Origin of the sequence: Streptomyces sp. A1277, assembly GCF_004795015.1 — a bacterium.
GTDB lineage: Bacteria > Actinomycetota > Actinomycetes > Streptomycetales > Streptomycetaceae > Streptomyces.
In genome coordinates, this window is record NZ_SSBI01000014.1 from 40,325 (window position 1) to 59,371 (window position 19,047).

17 protein-coding genes and 2 tRNA genes are annotated in these 19,047 nt (G+C 70.4%); 12 read left to right on the forward strand and 7 right to left on the reverse strand.

The features are described from left to right. The first annotated feature begins 101 nt into the window (after positions 1–101). The 3 genes from E6R18_RS11935 to E6R18_RS11945 are packed head-to-tail and all read left to right on the forward strand — an operon-like array spanning position 102 to position 3,224. Positions 102–1,757 (forward strand): TerD family protein, encoded by a 1,656-nt coding sequence (locus E6R18_RS11935; protein WP_136316861.1) that lies wholly within the window; start codon positions 102–104, stop codon positions 1,755–1,757. Between the two features lie 11 nt (positions 1,758–1,768). Next, positions 1,769–2,449 carry an AIM24 family protein gene (locus tag E6R18_RS11940; RefSeq protein WP_136316862.1) on the forward strand — a complete coding sequence of 227 codons (681 nt, stop codon included), beginning with the start codon at positions 1,769–1,771 and terminating at the stop codon, positions 2,447–2,449. Positions 2,450–2,468: 19 nt separating this feature from the next. Beyond that, positions 2,469–3,224: an AIM24 family protein gene (locus E6R18_RS11945; RefSeq protein WP_136316863.1), complete on the forward strand. Its 756-nt coding sequence runs from the start codon at positions 2,469–2,471 to the stop codon at positions 3,222–3,224. Positions 3,225–3,306: 82 nt separating this feature from the next. Here the strand turns inward: E6R18_RS11945 and E6R18_RS11950 are convergent, their stop codons facing one another. Both E6R18_RS11950 and E6R18_RS11955 read right to left on the reverse strand, forming a co-directional pair. Beyond that, complete coding sequence (locus tag E6R18_RS11950; protein ID WP_136316864.1) at positions 3,307–3,855, reverse strand: NUDIX hydrolase; 549 nt, start codon at positions 3,853–3,855, stop codon at positions 3,307–3,309. Then, on the reverse strand, positions 3,852–5,339 hold the full coding sequence (locus E6R18_RS11955) for a zinc-dependent metalloprotease (RefSeq protein ID WP_136316865.1): 1,488 nt from the start codon (positions 5,337–5,339) through the stop codon (positions 3,852–3,854). Before E6R18_RS11955 ends, E6R18_RS11950 begins: the two co-directional genes overlap by 4 nt. Before the next feature lie 190 nt (positions 5,340–5,529). On the opposite strand from E6R18_RS11955, the gene E6R18_RS11960 reads away from it, so the two are divergent. From E6R18_RS11960 to E6R18_RS11975, 4 genes are all read left to right on the forward strand, one after another. Continuing rightward, positions 5,530–6,684, forward strand: coding sequence for an SDR family oxidoreductase (locus E6R18_RS11960; protein ID WP_136316866.1), 1,155 nt, complete (start codon positions 5,530–5,532; stop codon positions 6,682–6,684). A 110-nt stretch (positions 6,685–6,794) separates the two neighbouring features. Then, positions 6,795–7,256, forward strand: coding sequence for a molybdenum cofactor biosynthesis protein MoaE (locus E6R18_RS11965; RefSeq protein WP_136316867.1), 462 nt, complete (start codon positions 6,795–6,797; stop codon positions 7,254–7,256). 128 nt (positions 7,257–7,384) lie between these two features. Further along, entirely contained in the window at positions 7,385–7,573 is a 189-nt protein-coding gene (locus E6R18_RS11970; protein WP_136316868.1) for a hypothetical protein, read from the forward strand. A 93-nt stretch (positions 7,574–7,666) separates the two neighbouring features. Further along, positions 7,667–8,758, forward strand: coding sequence for a PDZ domain-containing protein (locus E6R18_RS11975; RefSeq protein WP_136316869.1), 1,092 nt, complete (start codon positions 7,667–7,669; stop codon positions 8,756–8,758). A gap of 31 nt (positions 8,759–8,789) precedes the next feature. Here the strand turns inward: E6R18_RS11975 and E6R18_RS11980 are convergent, their stop codons facing one another. Further along, on the reverse strand, positions 8,790–9,359 hold the full coding sequence (locus E6R18_RS11980) for a PPA1309 family protein (protein ID WP_240799702.1): 570 nt from the start codon (positions 9,357–9,359) through the stop codon (positions 8,790–8,792). A 128-nt stretch (positions 9,360–9,487) separates the two neighbouring features. Here E6R18_RS11980 and E6R18_RS11985 point away from each other — a divergent pair, with 128 nt between their 5' ends. The 4 genes from E6R18_RS11985 (at position 9,488) to E6R18_RS12000 (ending at position 15,020) form a co-directional block, all read left to right on the forward strand. Then, complete coding sequence (locus E6R18_RS11985; protein ID WP_206308267.1) at positions 9,488–12,466, forward strand: UPF0182 family protein; 2,979 nt, start codon at positions 9,488–9,490, stop codon at positions 12,464–12,466. A 52-nt stretch (positions 12,467–12,518) separates the two neighbouring features. Beyond that, a tRNA-Met gene (locus tag E6R18_RS11990) sits at positions 12,519–12,592 on the forward strand. A 213-nt stretch (positions 12,593–12,805) separates the two neighbouring features. Continuing rightward, positions 12,806–14,866 carry a tetratricopeptide repeat protein gene (locus E6R18_RS11995; RefSeq protein ID WP_206308265.1) on the forward strand — a complete coding sequence of 687 codons (2,061 nt, stop codon included), beginning with the start codon at positions 12,806–12,808 and terminating at the stop codon, positions 14,864–14,866. 80 nt (positions 14,867–14,946) lie between these two features. Further along, positions 14,947–15,020 (forward strand) — tRNA-Met (locus tag E6R18_RS12000). Positions 15,021–15,122: 102 nt separating this feature from the next. Here the strand turns inward: E6R18_RS12000 and E6R18_RS12005 are convergent. Continuing rightward, complete coding sequence (locus E6R18_RS12005) at positions 15,123–15,542, reverse strand: Fur family transcriptional regulator (protein WP_136316872.1); 420 nt, start codon at positions 15,540–15,542, stop codon at positions 15,123–15,125. A 176-nt stretch (positions 15,543–15,718) separates the two neighbouring features. Here E6R18_RS12005 and E6R18_RS12010 point away from each other — a divergent pair, with 176 nt between their 5' ends. Continuing rightward, the gene (locus E6R18_RS12010; protein ID WP_136316873.1) at positions 15,719–17,170 is read left to right on the forward strand and encodes a catalase; all 1,452 of its coding nucleotides are present in this window, start codon (positions 15,719–15,721) and stop codon (positions 17,168–17,170) included. A gap of 72 nt (positions 17,171–17,242) precedes the next feature. Here E6R18_RS12010 and E6R18_RS12015 read toward each other — a convergent pair whose 3' ends face one another. The 3 genes from E6R18_RS12015 to E6R18_RS12025 form a co-directional block, all read right to left on the reverse strand. After that, entirely contained in the window at positions 17,243–17,644 is a 402-nt protein-coding gene (locus tag E6R18_RS12015; RefSeq protein ID WP_136316874.1) for a CBS domain-containing protein, read from the reverse strand. A gap of 186 nt (positions 17,645–17,830) precedes the next feature. Beyond that, positions 17,831–18,631 carry a histidinol-phosphatase gene (gene hisN, locus E6R18_RS12020; RefSeq protein WP_136316875.1) on the reverse strand — a complete coding sequence of 267 codons (801 nt, stop codon included), beginning with the start codon at positions 18,629–18,631 and terminating at the stop codon, positions 17,831–17,833. Between the two features lie 54 nt (positions 18,632–18,685). Then, complete coding sequence (locus tag E6R18_RS12025) at positions 18,686–19,009, reverse strand: multidrug efflux SMR transporter (protein ID WP_136316876.1); 324 nt, start codon at positions 19,007–19,009, stop codon at positions 18,686–18,688. Positions 19,010–19,047 lie beyond the last annotated feature (38 nt).

Below are 19,047 nucleotides of genomic sequence, written 5' to 3' on the forward strand. Positions count from 1 at the left end.
GAGCTTCTGTACCGGGTCTGTACCGGCTTCGTCCGATGTCGGAGTTTGCGGATAGCCTGACGCGACGCATTCACCTTCCGGATGGGGGACGGTCGTTACGCATGGCCAGGGAATTCCAACGCGGCCACAAGGCCAAGATCAGCGATCTCACGCCGGGGACGGACCTGTACGTAGGGGTGCAGATCGCCGGCCCGGGACTGACCTTTGACATCAGCTGCTTCGGGCTCGATGCCAATGAGCAGCTCTCCGACGACCGTTATTTCATCTTCTTCAACCAGCCGAAATCCCCCGAGGAGTCCATTCAGCTCCTCGGTGCCCAGGCCGGTGACAACGAGTCGTTCCGCGTCACCCTGGACCGCATTCCGGCGCACATCCACAAGCTGTCGTTCACCGCGACGGTGGACGGCGCCGGGCAGATGTCGCAGGTCGGCCCCGGCTACATCCGGATCGTCGCGGGCGGTGAGGAAGTCGTCAGGTACGCGTTCACCGGGTCGGAGTTCAGCACCGAGCGCGCGGTCATGCTGGGCGACTTCTACCTCAAGGACGTCTGGCGGTTCGCCGCGGTCGGCCAGGGCTTCGACGGCGGCCTGGAAGCGCTGCTGAAGAACTTCGGCGGCGAGGTCGCCGAGGAGGAACCGGCCGCCCCGCAGCCGCAGACCGCCGCACCGTCGTTCGCCCCGCCCGCCCAGGCGTCCCCGCCCCCGTCGTTCGGCGCCCCGGACGCACCGCAGGTGCCCCAGGCACCGCAGCCCGCACCGTCATTCGGCGCCCCGCCCGCTCCGGCTCCCGCCCCGCAGCCGCAGATGCCCGCCGCCCAGCAGCAGATGCACGCCGCGCCGACGATCGTGGCCCCCATGACCCCGCCGGGCGGCACCGTACCCCCGCCACCCCCGCCACCGCCCCCCTACGGGCAGCCCGGGCAGCCCGGTCAGCAGCAGTTCGGGCAGCCGCCCCAGCAGCCGCAGTTCGGCCAGGTCCCGGGACAGGCCCCCGCACCGTACGGACAGCCGGCCCCGGCCCCGTACGGGCAGCAGCCTCCCGGGATGCCGCCGGGCGGGCAGCAGGGCGTGCCGCAAGGCGTTCCGCAGCCCGGCGCCGGGCTGCTGGCCGCGCTCCAGCCGTACAAGGAGACCGCCACCGGTCAGCGCTGGACCCCGCAGAACAGCCAGCTCATGCGGGTCGACCTCACCATGAGCGGCGGCGCCGGAGTGCTCGCCCGGCAGGGCAGCATGGTGATGTACCAGGGCAAGGTCGACTTCGGCTACAAGGGCGCGGGTTTCGCCGGCCGCATCGTCGGTAACGCCACCGGCCAGGAAATGCAGCTGATGCGCTGCACCGGCCGCGGACAGGTCTTCCTCGCCGAGGACGGCACCCATCTGCACGCCATCGAGCTCCAGGGCGACGGCATCTGCGTCTCCGCCGAGAACGTCCTCGCCTTCGACGAGTCGCTCCAGTACGAGGTCCGCAGGATCGAGGGGCACGGCATTCCCGGTGGCGCCCTGTTCACCATGCAGTTCCAGGGCACCGGCACCATCGTCGTCAAGACCCACGGCACCCCCGTGGTCCTGCCGGTCACCCCGACCACCTTCGCCGACTGCAACGCCGTGGTGGCCTGGTCGTCCGCGTCCCAGGTGATCGTCTCCAGCCAGGTCCGGCTGCGCCGCAACGCGTACCCCGGACACAGCGGGGAGACCGTGAACCTCCAGTTCCGGGGCGCCCCCGGCAACTTCATCGTCGTCCAGCCCTACGAGGTCTGAGGGAGCCCGTCATGAACCAGCAACTCGCGGGCTACGTCCCGACCCCTGTCACGGCCCGGATGGAGAACCACGGCCATTCCATGCTGAAGGTCGCCATGGCGACCGGCCAGGACCTCTACGCGCGCACCGGTTCGATGGTGGCGTACGAGGGCTTCATCGAGTACGAGCCCAACCCGCCCGCAGTCCGCCAGATCGCCTCGCAGTGGATCACCGGCGAGGGCGCGCCCCTGATGAAGTGCTCCGGGGACGGGCTGCTCTACCTCGCCGACTACGGCGCCGACGTCGTCGTCATCAACCTGAACAACGACTCCCTCTCGGTCAACGGCACCAACGTCCTCGCCTTCGACGGCCACCTGACCTGGGGCGTCGAGCGGGTCAAGGGGCTGGCCAAGTTCGCCGGCCAGGGCCTGTGGAACGTCTGCATCTCGGGGACCGGCTGGGTCGCGATCACCTCGCGCGGCACGCCGATCGTCGTCGACTGCGGACGCGGCGAGGACGAGACGTACGTCGACCCCGACGCCCTCGTGGCCTGGTCCCCGAACCTCAAGGTGAAGGGGAAGCGCAGCTTCAAGGCATCCTCGCTCATCGGGCGGGGCAGCGGCGAGGCGTTCCAGATGGCCTTCTCCGGCCAGGGGATCGTCGTGGTCCAGCCGAGCGAGGACAGTACGGACCGCCTGCGGATCCGGAACTGACGGGGAGGGAGAACACACCATGCAGAGTCCGCTTTTCAACTACACGGAACAGCAGTCGCAGGACCGGTACACGGTCCAGAACCCGCAGCTCCTGCGGGTCTCACTGACCGGCCACGACGACGTCCTCGCCCGCAAGGGCGCCATGGTCGCCTACCAGGGGCTGATGGAGTTCGACGCCGAGTACCAGTCCAACGCGCAGCTCCTCGCCCGCTCCCGCACCGGCGAGGGCCTGGACCTGATGCGCTGCTCCGGGCAGGGCACCGTCTACCTCGCCAACCTGGCACAGTACGTCCACGTGGTGGATGTCGACCACGACGGCCTGACGGTCGACAGCTCCTACGTCCTGGCGCTCGACTCCGGGCTGCACACCGAGGTCATCGCCGTGGACAGCCAGTACGGCATCTCGGGCACCGGCAAGTACCAGCTCAACATCTCCGGCACCGGCAAGGTCGCGTTGATGACCTCGGGCCAGCCGCTGATGATGCAGGTCACGCCCGACAAGTACGTCAGCGCCGACGCCGACGCGATCGTCGCCTGGTCCAGCTCCCTGCGGGTGCAGATGCAGGCCCAGACGCATTCCTCGGGTGTCTTCCGCCGCCGCGGCAACACGGGGGAGGGGTGGGAGCTCAGCTTCCTCGGACAGGGCTTCGCCCTGGTGCAGCCGAGCGAGCTGCTACCGCCGCAGAACGCCCAGATCGGACAGGGCCTCGCCGCCCAGTTCGGCGTGGGCCAGCACGGCGCGCACGGCCAGAACCAGAACAACTCCTGGAACTGAGCCACACCGCCGTCAATAACCACCATCGGTAAGGGGCGGCCTCCCGGGAGGCCGCCCCTTACCGATGACGTCGTACGGTCGGCTACCGGCCGCCTTCGAGCGCCGCGCGCGTCCGCTCCACCAGCCGGACCACCGAGGCGTCGGCGACGCCGGCCACCTCGTCGTAGGGGAACCAGCGCAGGTCGAGGGACTCCTCGCTGATCCGCTCCGTGGAGCCCGACGGTGCCAGCGCCGCGTACTGGACGTCCAGGTGCCAATGGCACGGGGCGGGGATCGGGTGACGGTCGAGGACCACCGGCCCGCCCGGCAGCAGGGTCAGCCCGGGGACGCCGGACTCCTCCGTCGCCTCGCGCAGCGCCGCATCCGCCGGTGTGGCGTCTCCCGGCTCGCAGTGGCCGCCCATCTGCAGCCACATCCGCAGCTTCCGGTGCAGCGTGAGCAGCACCCGGCCGCGCTCCGGGTCGACGACCAGGGCGCTGGCCGTCAGATGCCCGGCCCCGCAGGCTTTCCACATGCCGTCCGGATGCAGCGCCAGGTGCTCCAGGTATGCCTGGCGCAGCTCCTCCTGGGCCGGGTCGTCCCCGGCTTCGTAGCCCTTCAGTACGAGGACGGCTTCGTCGTGCAGGCTCACTTGTCGGTGTCGTCCTTGCCGTCGCCCTTGCTGTCGTCCTTGCCGTCGCCATCTGCGTCGCCGGTGGTGTCCGGGGTGTCCTGGGTGTCCCGGGTGTCCGCCCCGGGCGCCGGCTTCTGCGGCCCGTTCGCCGCCTCGCCGAGCATCTTGTCCAGCTCGGAGAAGTCCAGCTGCTCGTGGTGGACGAAGCCGTCCGGGTCGTCCAGGTCGTGCGCGGTCGGGAGCATGTCGGGGTGCTCCCACAGCGCGTCGCGCCCGTCCAGCCCGCGCGCGTCCGTGAGCGAGGCCCACAGCCGCGAGGCGTCACGCAGCCGCCGCGGACGCAGCTGGAGGCCGATGAGCGTGGCGAACGTCTGCTCGGCGGGGCCGCCGGAAGCGCGGCGCCTGCGCATCGTCTCGCGCAGCGCGTCGGCGGAGGTCAGGCGGGACTTCGCTGCGGCGTGCACCACGGCGTCCACCCAGCCCTCGACGAGGGCGAGCGCCGTCTCCAGCCGGGCCAGGGCCGCCTTCTGCTCCGGGGTCTCCTCCGGCTGGAACATCCCCTGTTGCAGCGCCTCCTGCAACTGCTCGGGCTGCGAGGGGTCGAACTGGCCGACCACGTCCTCCAGCTTGCTGGTGTCCACCTTGATGCCGCGCGCATAGCCCTCGACGGCGCCGAACAGATGCGAGCGCAGCCACGGCACATGGGCGAAGAGCCGCTGGTGGGCGGCCTCGCGCAGCGCCAGGTACAGCCGCACCTCGTCCTGCGGGACGCTCAGGTCCTTGCCGAAGCGCTCGATGTTCAGCGGAAGGAGCGCGGCCCGGCCGGCCGGGCCCAGCGGCAGCCCGATGTCGGTCGAACCGACCACCTCGCCCGCCAGCACGCCGACGGCCTGCCCGATCTGCTGGCCGAACATCGCGCCGCCCATCGACCGCATCATGCCGATCAGCGGGCCCGCCATCGCCTGCATCTCCTCGGGCAGCACATCGCCCATGGCGAGGCCCACACGCTCGGCGACCGGGTCGACCAGCTGCTGCCAGGCCGGAAGCGTCGCCTCCACCCACTCCGCGCGGCTCCACGCCACGCTGGAGATGGAACCGGAGGGCAGCGATGTCGCCCCGTCCAGCCAGAGGTCGGCCAGCCGCAGCGCCTCGTCGACCGCGGCGCGCTCGGCCGGGCCCACGCTCGCGTCCTTGGAGCCGTCCGGCGTGCCCTGCGACACCGTCTGCCGGGCGATCTGCTTGGCCATGTCCCAGTTGACGGGACCGCCCTCATAGCTCAGCATCTGGCCGAGCTGCTGGAACGCGGCGCCCAGATCGTTCGGGTTCATCGAGCCGAACATGGCGGCGAAGGGGTTGTCACCGCCCGCGCCGGGGCCGAAGCCGAACGGGTTCGCCGGACCGCCCGAACCCTGCCCACCTCCGGTGGGGTCGTTCTTCTTGCCCTTGTCGCCGTCGTCCGGCTCCTCCGGCGGAAGGCCGAATCCGAATGGGGTGTCACTCACGGGTTTCCTCGGCTCGTAGGGCCGCCGGTGGGAACCGACGGCGACTGCCCGACATCACCATCCAGCGTAGACACCAAGTCCGCTCAGGGCCTCAGTGCTCCGTCCCCACCGGCCCTGCGGCAGGATGGACGCCACCTGGTACGTACGTGTCACGCGGGTACGTACTGAAGACAACCGCTGGAGACGCCCGGTGAGTTCCCCAGATCCGCAGGTTCGCGCAGCGCGAAACCTGGCCGACCCATCGCCCGAGAAGAACCCCGAGAACACGTCCCTCCCCGGCCGCCCCAGAAGCCGCGGCCCCGTCGTGGCCGTCACCGGAGCCGCGAAGGGCGTCGGTGAACTCCTCACCGCGCGCCTCGCCGCGTCCGACGAGATCAAGCAGGTCATCGCCATCGACGAGCGCCGGGGCGACGTCTCCGACGCGACCTGGCACCTGCTCGACGTGCGCGACCCCGCCATCGCCGAGAAGCTGCGCGGCGCGGACGTCGTGGTGCACCTGGCGCTCGACCTCGACCTGGAGACCGACCCCGCCGCCCGCACCGCCTACAACGTGCGCGGCACCCAGACCGTGCTGACCGCCGCCGCGGCCGCCGGCGTGCACCGCGTCGTCCTGTGCACCTCCGCGATGGTCTACGGGGCGCTGCCCGACAACGACCTCCCGCTCGCCGAGGACGCCGAGCTGCGGGCCACCGCCGAGGCCACGGGCGTCGGCGACCTGCTGGAGATCGAACGGCTCGGCCGCCGCGCGCCGCGCGCCCACCCCGGGCTCCAGGTCACCGTCGTCCGCCCCACCGTGCTCGTCGGCGGCACGGACACCGCGCTGACCCGCTACTTCGAGTCGCCCCGGCTGCTGGTCGTGGCCGGTTCCCGGCCCGCCTGGCAGTTCTGCCACGTCGACGACCTGGTCACGGCGCTGGAGTACGCGGCGCTGGAGAAGATCGACGGGGAGTTCGCGGTCGGCTGCGACGGCTGGCTCGAACAGGAGGAGGTCGAGGAGCTGAGCGGAGTGCGCCGGATGGAGCTGCCCTCCGCGGTCGCCCTCGGCGCCGCCGCCCGGCTGCACCGGATCGGTCTCACCCCCTCGCCCGCGGGCGACCTGGCGTACACGATGCACCCCTGGGTGGTCAGCGTGAGCCGGCTGCACGACGTGGGGTGGCGCCCGAGCTGGACCAACGAGGAGGTGCTCGCCGCGCTCCTGGAGGAGGTGGAGGGGCGCCACACCGTCGCCGGCCGCCGCCTCGGCCGCAAGGACGCCACCGCGGCCGGAGCCGCCGGTGCGACCGTCGCCCTGCTCGGCACCGCCGCCCTGGTCCGCCGCGCCCGCAAGGCCCGCCGCCGCATCTGAGGGCGGCGGCGCCCGCGGGCCGCCGGCTGTACGAGGCTCCAAGGGGCGATGCGGCCCGCCGGGTGAATGGGCAATTCCCTGTTGTCGGTGCGGTACGGCACGATGGGGCCATGGCACTCACGTACGACCACCCGGGTGAGCAGGCGGCGCCGGACCCGATCCGGCTGCTGGACATCCGTGACACGCCGCTGTCGGTGGACGAGGTCTTCGGGGCGGTCGGCGACGACGCCGCGGGCGGCACCGCGCTCTTCGTCGGCACCGTGCGCGACCACGACGGCGGCCAGGACGTCGACGCCCTCGGATACTCGTGCCACCCCTCGGCCGGTGACGAGCTGCGCCGGGTGGCGGAGAAGGTCGTCGCGGACTTCCCGGTCCGGGCCCTGGCGGCGGTCCACCGAGTGGGTGACCTGCGAGTGGGTGATCTCGCGGTGGTCGTGGCGGTCTCCTGCCCCCATCGCGCGGAGGCTTTCGCGGCCTGCCGCAAGCTCATCGACGACCTCAAGCACGAGGTTCCGATCTGGAAGCACCAGCGCTTCTCGGACGGCACGCAGGAGTGGGTCGGAGCCTGCTGAGCGCAAACCGGAACGGCGGGCATCCACCCCGATTTGCGTAACCGCACCCCGGCCGTGAGCGTTGGTCCTCCGGATGGTTAATCTGCTGATCGGTCAGTTGCGACCGCTCATCGGGTAGGGAGGTCGGCATGGCAGCACTCGCCTGGTTGTTGATTCCGCTTTTCGCTGCGTTCGGAGCGGCGATATGGGGAAGCTGGGCCGCCCGTAACCGCACAGCCGGTGATGTCACCGAACTCGCCGGGTACGCACGGTTCCGCGAAGCGATGGAGAGGTCGCACTCCGCTTCCGAACCGGTCGAGCAGATATCCAACGTCTGAGGCCGCGCACACCACCCTCGCCGCGGCCGCCCCGGGCCCCGTACGGGCCGGCCCCGGCGGTGCACTGACAGACCCTTCCCGTACTGTCGTTCCATGCCACGCCGCACCGCGACGATGCTCGCCTCCACACTGATCCTGATCGCGCTGATCTGTGCAGGCGTGCTCATCAAAGTGCCGTATTCGGAGATGTCCCCCGGCCCGACCGTGAACACGCTCGGCAAGGTCTCGGGCGAGCCCGTCCTGCGGATCACCGGCCACAAGACGTACAAGACGTCCGGCAACCTCAACATGACCACCGTCAGGGTCACCGGCGCCGACTACAGCATGAACCTCGTCGAGGCCGTCTACGGATGGCTGGCCCACGACAGCGTGGTCGTACCGCACGACACGCTCTACCCGGACGGCAAGACCGAGGAGCAGTCGACGCAGGAGAACGCCGAGGAGTTCAGCCAGTCCCAGGAGAGCGCCAAGGTCGCGGCCCTCACCGAACTGGGCATCCCGGTGACGTCCCACGTCGTGGTCTCCACCGTCGTCAAGGACAGCCCCTCTCAGGGCAAGCTGCACGCGGGCGACATCATCGAGGGCGTCGACGGCACGGCGGTCGAGCAGCCCGAGGACGTCGCGAAGCTCGTCACCCGGCACAAGCCCGGCGAGGAGGTCACCTTCACGGTGATCCCCGCCAAGACCGCGGCGGCGGCCGAGAAGGCCGGCAAGCAGCCCGAGGGCTCCGAGAAGGTCGCCCTCACCACCCGCAGGGCATCCGCCGAGGAGAACCGCGCGATCGTCGGTATCCAGGCGGGGACGGACCACACCTTCCCGTTCGACATCGACATCAAGCTCGCCGATGTCGGCGGCCCGAGCGCGGGCCTGATGTTCGCCCTGGGCATCGTCGACAAGCTGACCCCGGGGCAGCTGACCGGCGGAAAGTTCATCGCCGGCACGGGCACCATCGACGACGACGGCAAGGTCGGCCCGATCGGCGGGATCAACATGAAGCTGGTCGGCGCGCGCAACGCGGGCGCACGCTACTTCCTGACCCCCGACGAGAACTGCAAGGCCGCCGCATCCGACACCCCCGACGGGCTCACCCTGATCCGGGTCAAGACCATCGCCGACGCCAAGAAGTCCCTGGACAAGCTCCGCACGGGAGACACGGCCGGACTGCCGAGCTGCTCGACAGGCTGACCGCGCCCCCGTACCGGACGGAGCGGACCGGTCAGGACTCGAACGTCGCGGCGAGCGCCTCGGCCAGCCCCGGCACCAGGCCGGCCCCGGTCAGCACCTCGCTCGCCGAGTCCTTCTCGCGCAGGCGCACGGCCGACTCGCGCGCCCCGTCCCGCAGCACGGCCACGGTCATCCGGACCTCCTGCCGGTCGGGGTGCTCGGCGACCCACTCGGTCAGCCGCTTCTCGTTCAGGCCGTCTGGCACGGATGCCTCGGCGGACGGCGGCAGCATCAGCCGCTCCACCGTCATCGCGCACCCGACGACGGCGTCGGGCCAGGCGATCGTGGCGAGGAACTCGTCCAGTGCGGTGCCCGCCGGAAGCTCCTCCTGCTCGATGGGGGTCAGCGCGGCGGACTTCGAACCGTCGTCGTCCAGGCCGAGCTGGGCGGCCAGCCCCGGCTCCTGGACCCGCAGCCGGGCGGTGTCGACCAGGGCGAAGAGGCGGGCCGGCTGGTCCCAGCCGAGCTTGGAGATGTACTCGTCGATTTCGAGCACCGCCACGGTGAGCGGGCTCGCGGCCATCGGAGGGCCTGAGGGGGAAACGTTGGGCATGGACAACATCCTGCCTCCTTCCGCCCCCGGAACGGGAACTAGGTAAAGCATCAGTAAGTTGAAGGGATGGGCTCTACGATCGCTGGGCCCGCTCCACACGACCCGCGAACTTCGAGGTGCGCACGTTGGCTTTCCAGATGCCGGACCGCGGCGGAGGCCCGACCGGGCCACGGATCAGAGTCGGCCGCCCGTCCCGGCGCGCCCGAACCCTGCTCATGACACTCGGCGTCCTGGCGATTCTCGCCATGGCGTTCGTCATGTTCGCCGGGTTCTGGACGGACTGGCTCTGGTACCGGTCGGTCGCGTATTCATCCGTCTTCACCACCACTCTGTGGACCAAGATCGGACTGTTCCTCGTCTTCGGACTGCTGATGGCCCTGGCCGTCGGCCTGAACATCTGGCTAGCGCACCGGCTCAGGCCGCCGCTGAGCGCGATGTCGCTGGAGCAGCAGAGCCTGGACCGCTACCGGATGAGCCTCGCCCCGTACAAGAAGTGGGTGCTGCTCGCGATCACCGCGCTCGTCGGCCTGATCGCCGGGGCCTCCGCCTCGGGCCAGTGGCGTACCTGGCTGATGTACGTGAACGGCGTGTCGTTCGGCCAGAAGGACCCGCAGTTCCATCTGGACGTGTCGTTCTACGCCTTCGACCTGCCCTGGTACCGCTTCCTGCTGGGCTTCGGCTTCGCGGCGACGGTCCTCTCGCTGATCGCGGCCGCGCTGACCCACTACCTGTACGGCGGGCTGCGCATCACCAGCCCCGGCGCGCGGGCGACGGGCGCGGCCACCGGCCACCTCTCGGTGCTGCTCGGCGTCTTCGTGACGCTGAAGGCCGTGGCGTACTGGCTGGACCGCTACGGGCTCGCGGTGAAGTCCAGTGACTTCAAGGCCACGGACAACTGGACGGGTCTGCGGTACGTCGACGCCAACGCCTACCTGCCGGCGAAGACGATCCTGTTCTGCATCGCCGCGATCTGCGCGGTGCTGTTCTTCGCGACGCTGTGGCGGCGCACCTGGCAGCTCCCGGTGATCGGCTTCGGACTGATGGTCCTCTCGGCCATCCTGATCGGCGGCCTCTACCCGGCGATCGTGCAGAAGTTCCAGGTCCAGCCGAACGAGCAGGCCAAGGAAGCCCCGTTCATCCAGAAGAACATCAAGGCCACGCGCGAGGCATACGACATCGACGACGCGCAGGTCACGGACTACGCGGGCAAGTCGACCGAGGACGACGGCACCAAGCTCCGGGCGAGCGCGGACTCCGCGGCGAGCTACCGGGTGATGGACCCCAACGTCGTCTCGCCGGCCTTCCAGCAGCTCCAGCAGAAGAGGAACTACTACCAGTTCCCCAAGACGCTGGACGTCGACCGCTACAAGGACGCCTCCGGCAAGGACCAGGACACGGTCATCGGTCTGCGCGAGCTCAACATCCAGGGCATCCCCAAGCGCAACTGGATCAACGACCACTTCACCTACACCCACGGCTACGGCGCCATCGCCGCGCGGGGCACCACGACCGGCCAGAACCCGAAGGGATCTCCCGACTTCACCGAGTCCGGCCTGCCGACCACCGGCGACCTGGGCACGTACAAGCAGGAGATCTACTACGGCGAGAAGACCGAGCAGTACTCCATCGTCGGCGGGCCCCAGAAGGAGCTCGACTACGAGGAGGACGGCGAGAAGACCACCAGCTACAAGGGCAACAGCGGAGTCAGCCTCTCCAGCGCGTTCAACCGGGCCGCCTACGCGGTGGCGTTCAGCGAACCGCAGATCCTGTACTCGGGAGCCATCGGCGACGGCTCGCGGATCCTCTACAACCGCACGCCCAAGGAGCGCGTCGAGGCGGTGGCCCCCTGGCTCACCATCGACGGCGACGCCTACCCGGCCGTGGTCAACAAGCGGATCCAGTGGGTCGTCGACGCGTACACCACGACCAACGGCTACCCGTACGCCTCGCGGACCACGCTCGGTGACACCACGGCCGACTCGCTGACCACCAACCAGCGTGCGGTCGTCGCCCAGCAGAACCAGGTCAACTACATCCGCAACTCGGTGAAGGCGACCGTCGACGCGTACGACGGCACGGTCACGCTGTACGAGTGGGACACCGAGGACCCCGTCCTCAAGACCTGGCGCAAGGCGTTCCCCGGGACCGTGAAGCCCAAGGCGGACATCCCGCAGGACCTCATGGACCACCTGCGCTACCCGCAGGACCTGTTCAAGGTGCAGCGCGAGCTGCTGACCCGCTACCACGTCACGAGCCCCGCCCAGTTCTACAGCGGCAGTGACGCCTGGCAGGTCCCGGAGGACCCGACCAACAAGGAGTCCGGTTCCGTCCCGCCGTACTACCTGAGCATAAAGATGCCGGACCAGACGGCTCAGAAGTTCTCGCTGACCACGACGTTCACACCCAAGGGGCGACCCGACCTCGGGGCGTTCATGGCGGTGGACGCCGACGCGGCCAGCAAGGACTACGGCACGATAAGGCTGCTGAGAGTCACCGGTGCGGTGAAGGGCCCCGGACAGGTACAGAGTGAGCTCAACGGCAACGACGACGTCGCCGAGTTCGTGCGAAACCTCAAGGGCACCGACTCCGACATCGAGTACGGCAACCTGCTGACCGTGCCGCTCGAAGGGGGCTTCCTCTACATCGAGCCGGTCTACACGCGCGGTGGCACGCAGAACTACCCGCTGCTGCGCAAGGTCGCCGCCTCGTACGGCTCGAAGATCGTCTTCGAGAACAGTCTCGGTGAGGCGCTCAACGCCGTCTTCGGCGCCGAGGGCTCCGATACGAGCGAGCCACCGGGCGACACCACCGAGCCGCCGGACACCACCCAGCCGCCGGCCACCGGTGATGCCGCGCTCAAGAAGGCCATCGCCGATGCGCAGAAGGCGTACACGGAAGGTGAGGCGGCCCTGAAGAAGCAGGACTGGGCGGCCTACGGCAAGGCGCAGACCGATCTCCAGGACGCGCTGGAGCGGGCGGCCGCGGCCCAGTCCAAGGCCGACAGCGACGGCAAGAACGACAAGGGTGACAAGGCCGATAAGAACGACAAGGCGACCGGTGCATCCGACAAGTCGGACAAAGCCGGTGATGCGGCGAAGGGTGACAGTGGGGGCTGAGTAACCCGGTAAAGCCTCACCTCCGCGTCGTGGTACGGTTTGAACACAACGACGCGGGGTGGAGCAGCTCGGTAGCTCGCTGGGCTCATAACCCAGAGGTCGCAGGTTCAAATCCTGTCCCCGCTACTGAAAGACGAAGGCCCGGATCCTCCAGGGGATCCGGGCCTTCGTCGTGCCGTGGCGCCTCTTTCGTGTGGTGGGCGTGAAGTGCGGTTCGCGGGGCACGAGTTGGCCGCAGACGTGTTTGACTTGTCTCTCTGTGGGCATGTCGACAAAACGCTGAAGTGACCTTACTGGCCGCGATATACCAGGTGTACGCGGGTTGCAGGTGGTGCGACGATGGTATTTATGGGGGACAGGGCAACTCTGTTGAAGACAGGGCGGTTTGTGCAGGGTCACGTCCATCCGGCGGAAAAAATGGCGGATGTGGTGTTTGCCGCTGCCACCGCGCAGTACAACGACATCATCGAGAGCGCCGAGACTGCGGAGTGTGCCGCGAGCGTCGAGAGTGCAGAGACCGCTGAGACCGCCGACGGCGTGGAGAACGCCGAGGGAGCGGAGACAGCGGCGAGCGCGGACAACGCCGAGAGCGAGGCGCGCCACCGCCGCGCCGCCGACGCCGGGGACACCGCTTCGATGAGCGTGCTCGGCGCGCTGCTGCTGCGCCGCGGCGACCTGGCCGGCGCCGAACCCTACCTCCGCGCCGCCACCGCCGACGGCGACCGCGCCGCCGCCAACAACCTGGGCGTCCTGCTGCACCAGCGCGGCTACCCCGATGAGGCCGCCGGCTGGTGGCGGACCGCCGCCGTCGCCGGCTCCGCCGCCGCCGCACACGCCCTGGGCCGGCACCTGCGCGAGCGCGGGGACGAGCCCGGCGCCGAGTACTGGCTGCGCCAGTCCGCCGAGCAGGGCCACGCGCTCGGTGCGTACGCCCTCGCCGACCTGCTGGAGCACCGCAGCGACGTCGGCGCCGAGCGCTGGCTGCGCGCCGCCGCCGAGCAGGGCCACCGCGAGGCGGCCTACCGGCTCGCGCGCACGCTGGAGCGCAATGCCACCGACGCGGCGCACGACGCCTTCGGCCGCACCGGCCTCGGCCCCCGCACCGGCACGGGCCACGCGGCGGACCCGGCCGCGCCCCGCCGTCCCGCCGCGCGCAAGGACGACGGCCCGGTCGCCGGGCCCGAGCCGTCCCGCACCGGCGAGGCCGAGCAGTGGTACCGGCAGGCAGCGGCGCGCGGCCACCGGCGGGCCGCCCTGCACCTCGGCGCCATCCTCGAACAGCGCGGCGAGCTCAAGGAGGCCGGCCGCTGGTACCTCATCTCGGCCAAGGCCGGCGAGGCCCGGGCCGCTTGCGCGCTCGGCTTCCTGCTGCGCGACGCGGGCGACCGGGAGAGCGCCGCCGTGTGGTGGCTGCGGGCCGCCCAGGACGGCGACGGCAACGCCGCGAACGCGCTGGGCGCCCTGCACGCGGCCCGGGGTGAGCAGCAGACCGCCGAGCGCTGGTACCGCGCGGCCATGGACGCGGGTGACGTCAACGGCGCGTACAACCTCGGGCTGCTCTGCGCCGCCCAGGACCGCAACGCCCAGGCCGAGCAGTGGTACCGCCGCGCCGCCTACGCCGGCCACCGCGAGGCCGCCAACGCGCTGGCCGTGCTCCTGCTCCAGGCCGGAGACCCGGTCGGCGCCGAGCCCTGGTTCTCCAAGGCGGCCGAGGCGGGCAGCGTCGACGCCGCCTTCAACCTCGGCATCCTCTACGCCGGGCGCGACGAGGACCGCACGGCCCTGCTCTGGTACGAGCGGGCCGCGGCGGCCGGGCACACCGAGGCGGCGCTCCAGGTCGGCATGGCGCTGCTGCACCACGGCGAGGAGCGCGAGGCCGAGCGGCATCTGCGCTGCGCCGCGGGCGGCGGCAGCGCGGAGGCCGCCTTCCGGCTGGCCGGGGTGCTCGACTCGCGGCAGCCGCCGCCGGGCCCGCCCGCGCTGGGCGAGCCGCTGCCGGAGAAGACCGAGTGCGAGGAGTGGTACGAACGGGCGGCCGAGCAGGGGCACCGCCGCGCCCAGGTCCGCGTCGGCATGCTCGCCGCGTCCCGGGGGGACGTGGAGAGCGCCGGCCGCTGGTACCGCGAGGCGGCCGAGGCGGGCAGCCGCAACGGGGCCTTCAACCTCGGCCTGCTGCTCGCCCGCGAGGGCAGTGAGCGCGAGGCCGCCCTGTGGTGGACCCGGGCCGCCGCCGAGGGGCACGGGCGGGCCGCGCTGCGCCTGGCCCTGCTGGCCGCCCGCCGCGGTGAGCTGGCCGAGGGGCAGCACTGGTGTGCGCGGGCGGTCGAGCTGGGCCCCGCGGAGGTCGCGGAGCGTGCCGCGCGGCTGCGCGAGGCGCTGCACCAGGAGCTGACCGCGTAGACCGGCCGGGGCCCCTCGCGGGGAACCCGCAATGAATTTGCGCTGGTCCGAGGGGTGCCGTAGGGTTGTGAACACAACGACGCGGGGTGGAGCAGCTCGGTAGCTCGCTGGGCTCATAACCCAGAGGTCGCAGGTTCAAATCCTGTCCCCGCTACTGAAGGCAGAAGGCCGGATCTTTTCGAAGATCCGGCCTTCTGCGTGTGCCGTGCGCACCTCGGACGGGATGTCCGACGTGAGGCGGCGGTGAGCGCGGGGTTCAGGCGGTAGCGGCGCACTCCGGGCAGATGCCCCGGTAGGTCATCTCGACGCCGGAGATCGTGAAGCCGAAGCGCTCGCCGGACGGCAGGTCCGCCAGCGGGTCGCCCGAGGGGTGCACGTCGCGGATCGCACCGCACTTCGCGCACACCAGGTGATGGTGGGCGCGGTGCGCGTTGGGGTCGTAGCGCTTGGCGCGGCGGTCGGTGGAGACCTCGATGACCTCGCCGAGGGTCACCATCTCGCCCAGTGTGTTGTAGACGGTGGCGCGGGAGATCTCGGGCAGCTTGGCCACCGCCCGGGCATGGACCTCGTCGGCCGTCAGGTGCACATGGTCCCCGTCGAGGACCTCGGCCACGACGCGCCGCTGTGCGGTCATACGCCAGCCGCGTCCTCGAAGTCGTTCCAGCAGGTCACTCATGGCGCCAGTCTAGCAGCGCGCGAGCCATGTCTTGAATAGGTGCGACTTTGGATGACTGTTTGACTTGGACTTAGTCCAATGTAGGATCTCTTATGGCGGCGGCCGGAGGACAGGAAGGCCGCGATGCCGTGCACGGCATGAAGGCATGACGTGCGGAAACGACCCAGGAGGCGCACGTGACGCAGGGACCGCTCACCACGGAGGCCGGCGCGCCGGTCGCCGACAACCAGCAGAGTGAGACCGCGGGTCCCGGTGGACCGGTCCTGGTGCAGGACCAGTCGCTGCTGGAGAAGCTCGCGCACTTCAACCGGGAGCGCATTCCGGAGCGCGTGGTGCACGCACGCGGCGCCGGCGCGTACGGCACGTTCACGCTGACCCGCGACGTGTCGCGGTGGACGCGGGCGAAGTTCCTCTCCGAGGTCGGCAAGCAGACCGAGACGTTCCTGCGCTTCTCCACCGTCGCGGGCAACCTCGGCGCCGCCGACGCCGTACGGGACCCGCGCGGCTTCGCGCTGAAGTTCTACACCGAGGAGGGCAACTACGACCTCGTCGGCAACAACACCCCGGTGTTCTTCATCAGGGACGCCATCAAGTTCCCCGACTTCATCCACACCCAGAAGCGCGACCCGTACACCGGATCCCAGGAGGCGGACAACGTCTGGGACTTCTGGGGTCTTTCGCCCGAGTCCACCCACCAGGTGACCTGGCTCTTCGGTGACCGGGGCATCCCCGCCTCGTACCGTCACATGGACGGCTTCGGCTCGCACACCTACCAGTGGAACAACGAGGCCGGCGAGGTCTTCTGGGTCAAGTACCACTTCAAGACCGACCAGGGCATCAAGAACCTCACCACCGACGAGGCGAACCGCCTCTCCGGGGTGGACCCCGACAGTCACCAGCGGGACCTGCGCGAGTCCATCGAGCGCGGCGACTTCCCGTCCTGGACCGTGCAGGTGCAGATCATGCCGGCGGCCGAGGCGGCGACGTACCGCTTCAACCCGTTCGACCTCACCAAGGTGTGGCCGCACGCGGACTACCCGCTGATCGAGATCGGCAAGCTGGAGCTCAACCGCAACCCTCAGAACATCTTCGCCGAGGTCGAGCAGTCGATCTTCAGCCCCGCGCACTTCGTGCCCGGCATCGGCCCGTCCCCGGACAAGATGCTCCAGGGCCGCCTGTTCGCGTACGGCGACGCACACCGCTACCGCGTCGGCATCAACGCCGACCACCTGCCGGTGAACCGCCCGCACGCCACCGAGGCGCGTACCAACAGCCGTGACGGCTACCTCTACGACGGCCGCCACCAGGGCGCGAAGAACTACGAGCCGAACAGCTTCGGCGGTCCCGCCCAGACGGACCGGCCGCTGTGGGAGTCCACTCCCGTCGCGGGCGGCACCGGCCACCACGAGACGCCGCGGCACGCCGAGGACAACGACTTCGTGCAGGCCGGCAACCTCTACCGGCTCATCTCCGAGGACGAGAAGCTCCGGCTGATCGACAACCTCGCCGGGTTCATCGCGAAGGTCTCGCGCGACGACATCGCCGAGCGCGCGATCGACAACTTCCGCCGGGCCGACGAGGACTTCGGCAAGCGGCTGGAAGCGGCCGTGCAGGCGCTGCGCGCCTGAGTCCCCGCGGCTGTACGCGACCGGCCCGGCCCCGCACCCGGGGGCCGGGCCGGCCGCACGCGTGCGGGACGGTCAGCCGACCAGTTCCACCGGGTGGCGGCGCAGCGGGGACCAGCAGCGGATGATGTCGCGCACCGAGACGACCCCGACCGGGCCGTCGTCGTCCAGCACGATCAGATGGCGGAAGCCGCCGTGGGTCATGGCCGCCGCGGCCTCTTCGAGGGTCCAGGCGGGGGCCGCGAAGACCACGTCGGTGGTGGTGTGCGCGGAGGCGGTCTCGGTGTCGGGGTCCTGGCCCGAGCCGACCGCGTTGAGGATGTCGCGCTCGGTGAGGATGCCGAGTCCGCTGGTATCGGGGTCGTGGACGACGGCCGCACCGATCCGGCGGGCCGACATCAGCCGGGCGGCCTGGCGCAGCGTATGGGCCGGGCCGATGGTCAGGACCACCGTGCTCATGGCGTCACGGACGAGCATGAAGAGAGCCACCTCCTCGGTGAAGCGACCGCGTGAGTCGATTCACAAGTTCACAAGTGGGGGAGCTCTCAGAGTCGCACCGATGGGAGAGGTCAACAAGGGGGAGCGAAGATCACCGGAGGGGCGTGCAGGGGTGCGGCACGCCCCTCCGGGGCCGCATGAGCTGCCCGGCGAGCGGGAGCGCGGTCAGTAGCGCTGGTTCAGATAACCCAGCAGCTCGTGGTGGAGTGCGCCGTTCGACGCGGCGGCGTTCCCGCCGCCCGGCCCGCTGACACCGTCCAGACTGGTGAAACTGCCCCCCGCCTCCTGGACGATGATCGCGTTCGCCGCCATGTCCCACAGCGAGAGCTCCGGCTCCGCGCAGATGTCCACGGACCCCTCGGCGACCATCATGTACGGCCAGAAGTCCCCATAGCCGCGAGTGCGCCAGCAGGCCCGGGTCAGGTCCATGAACCCGTCGAGCCGGCCCAGCTCCTCCCAGCCGGTCAGCGAGGAGTACGCGAACGAGGCGTCCGCGATCCGCTCCACCTTCGACACGTGCAGCCGGGTCGCGGAGGTCAGGCTGCGGCCGGTGTACGCCCCCGCGCCCTTCGCCGCCCACCAGCGCCGGTTCAGCGCCGGCGCCGACACCACCCCGACCACCGGCTGGAACCCCTCCTCAACGGCCTCCATCAGCGAGATCAGCGTCGCCCAGACGGGCACGCCCCGCACGTAGTTCTTGGTGCCGTCGATCGGGTCGACCACCCAGCGCCGCGGCCCCGTGCCCTCGATCCCGTACTCCTCGCCCAGGATCGCGTCGCGCGGGCGGGCCCGGTGCAGATGCCCCCGGATCAGCTCCTCGGCGGCCTTGTCGGCCTCGCTCACCGGCGTCATGTCCGGCTTGGTCTCGACCTTGAGGTCCAGAGCCTTGAACCGGTCCATGGTCACCGCGTCGGCGGCGTCCGCCAGGACATGGGCGAGGCGCAGATCATCGTGGTAATCGGACATGCCGTCACAGTATCGACCCGCCGGTGACCCGGGCCACAGGGGCCCGGAGCGCGGTCAGTGGGCGGAGCCGGAGAGCTGGAGCCCGATCACGCCGAGGATCACCAGCGAGATCGACACCAGCTTGAGCACGGAGACCACGTCATTGAGGAAGATCATGCCGTAGATCGCCGTGCCCGCCGCTCCGATGCCGGTCCACACCGCGTACGCGGGCCCGACGTCGAGCTTCTTCAGCGACAGGGTCAGCAGACCGAAGCTGCCGAGCGCGAAGGCGCAGAACGCGATGGTCGGCCACAGCCGGGAGAAGCCGTGCGAGAGCTTCAGGCAGACCGCGAAGCCGGTCTCCAGAAATCCCGCGACCACGACCAGCAGCCACGCCATCGTCAGTGCCCTCCCGCATCGGTGACCGCCCGGCAACG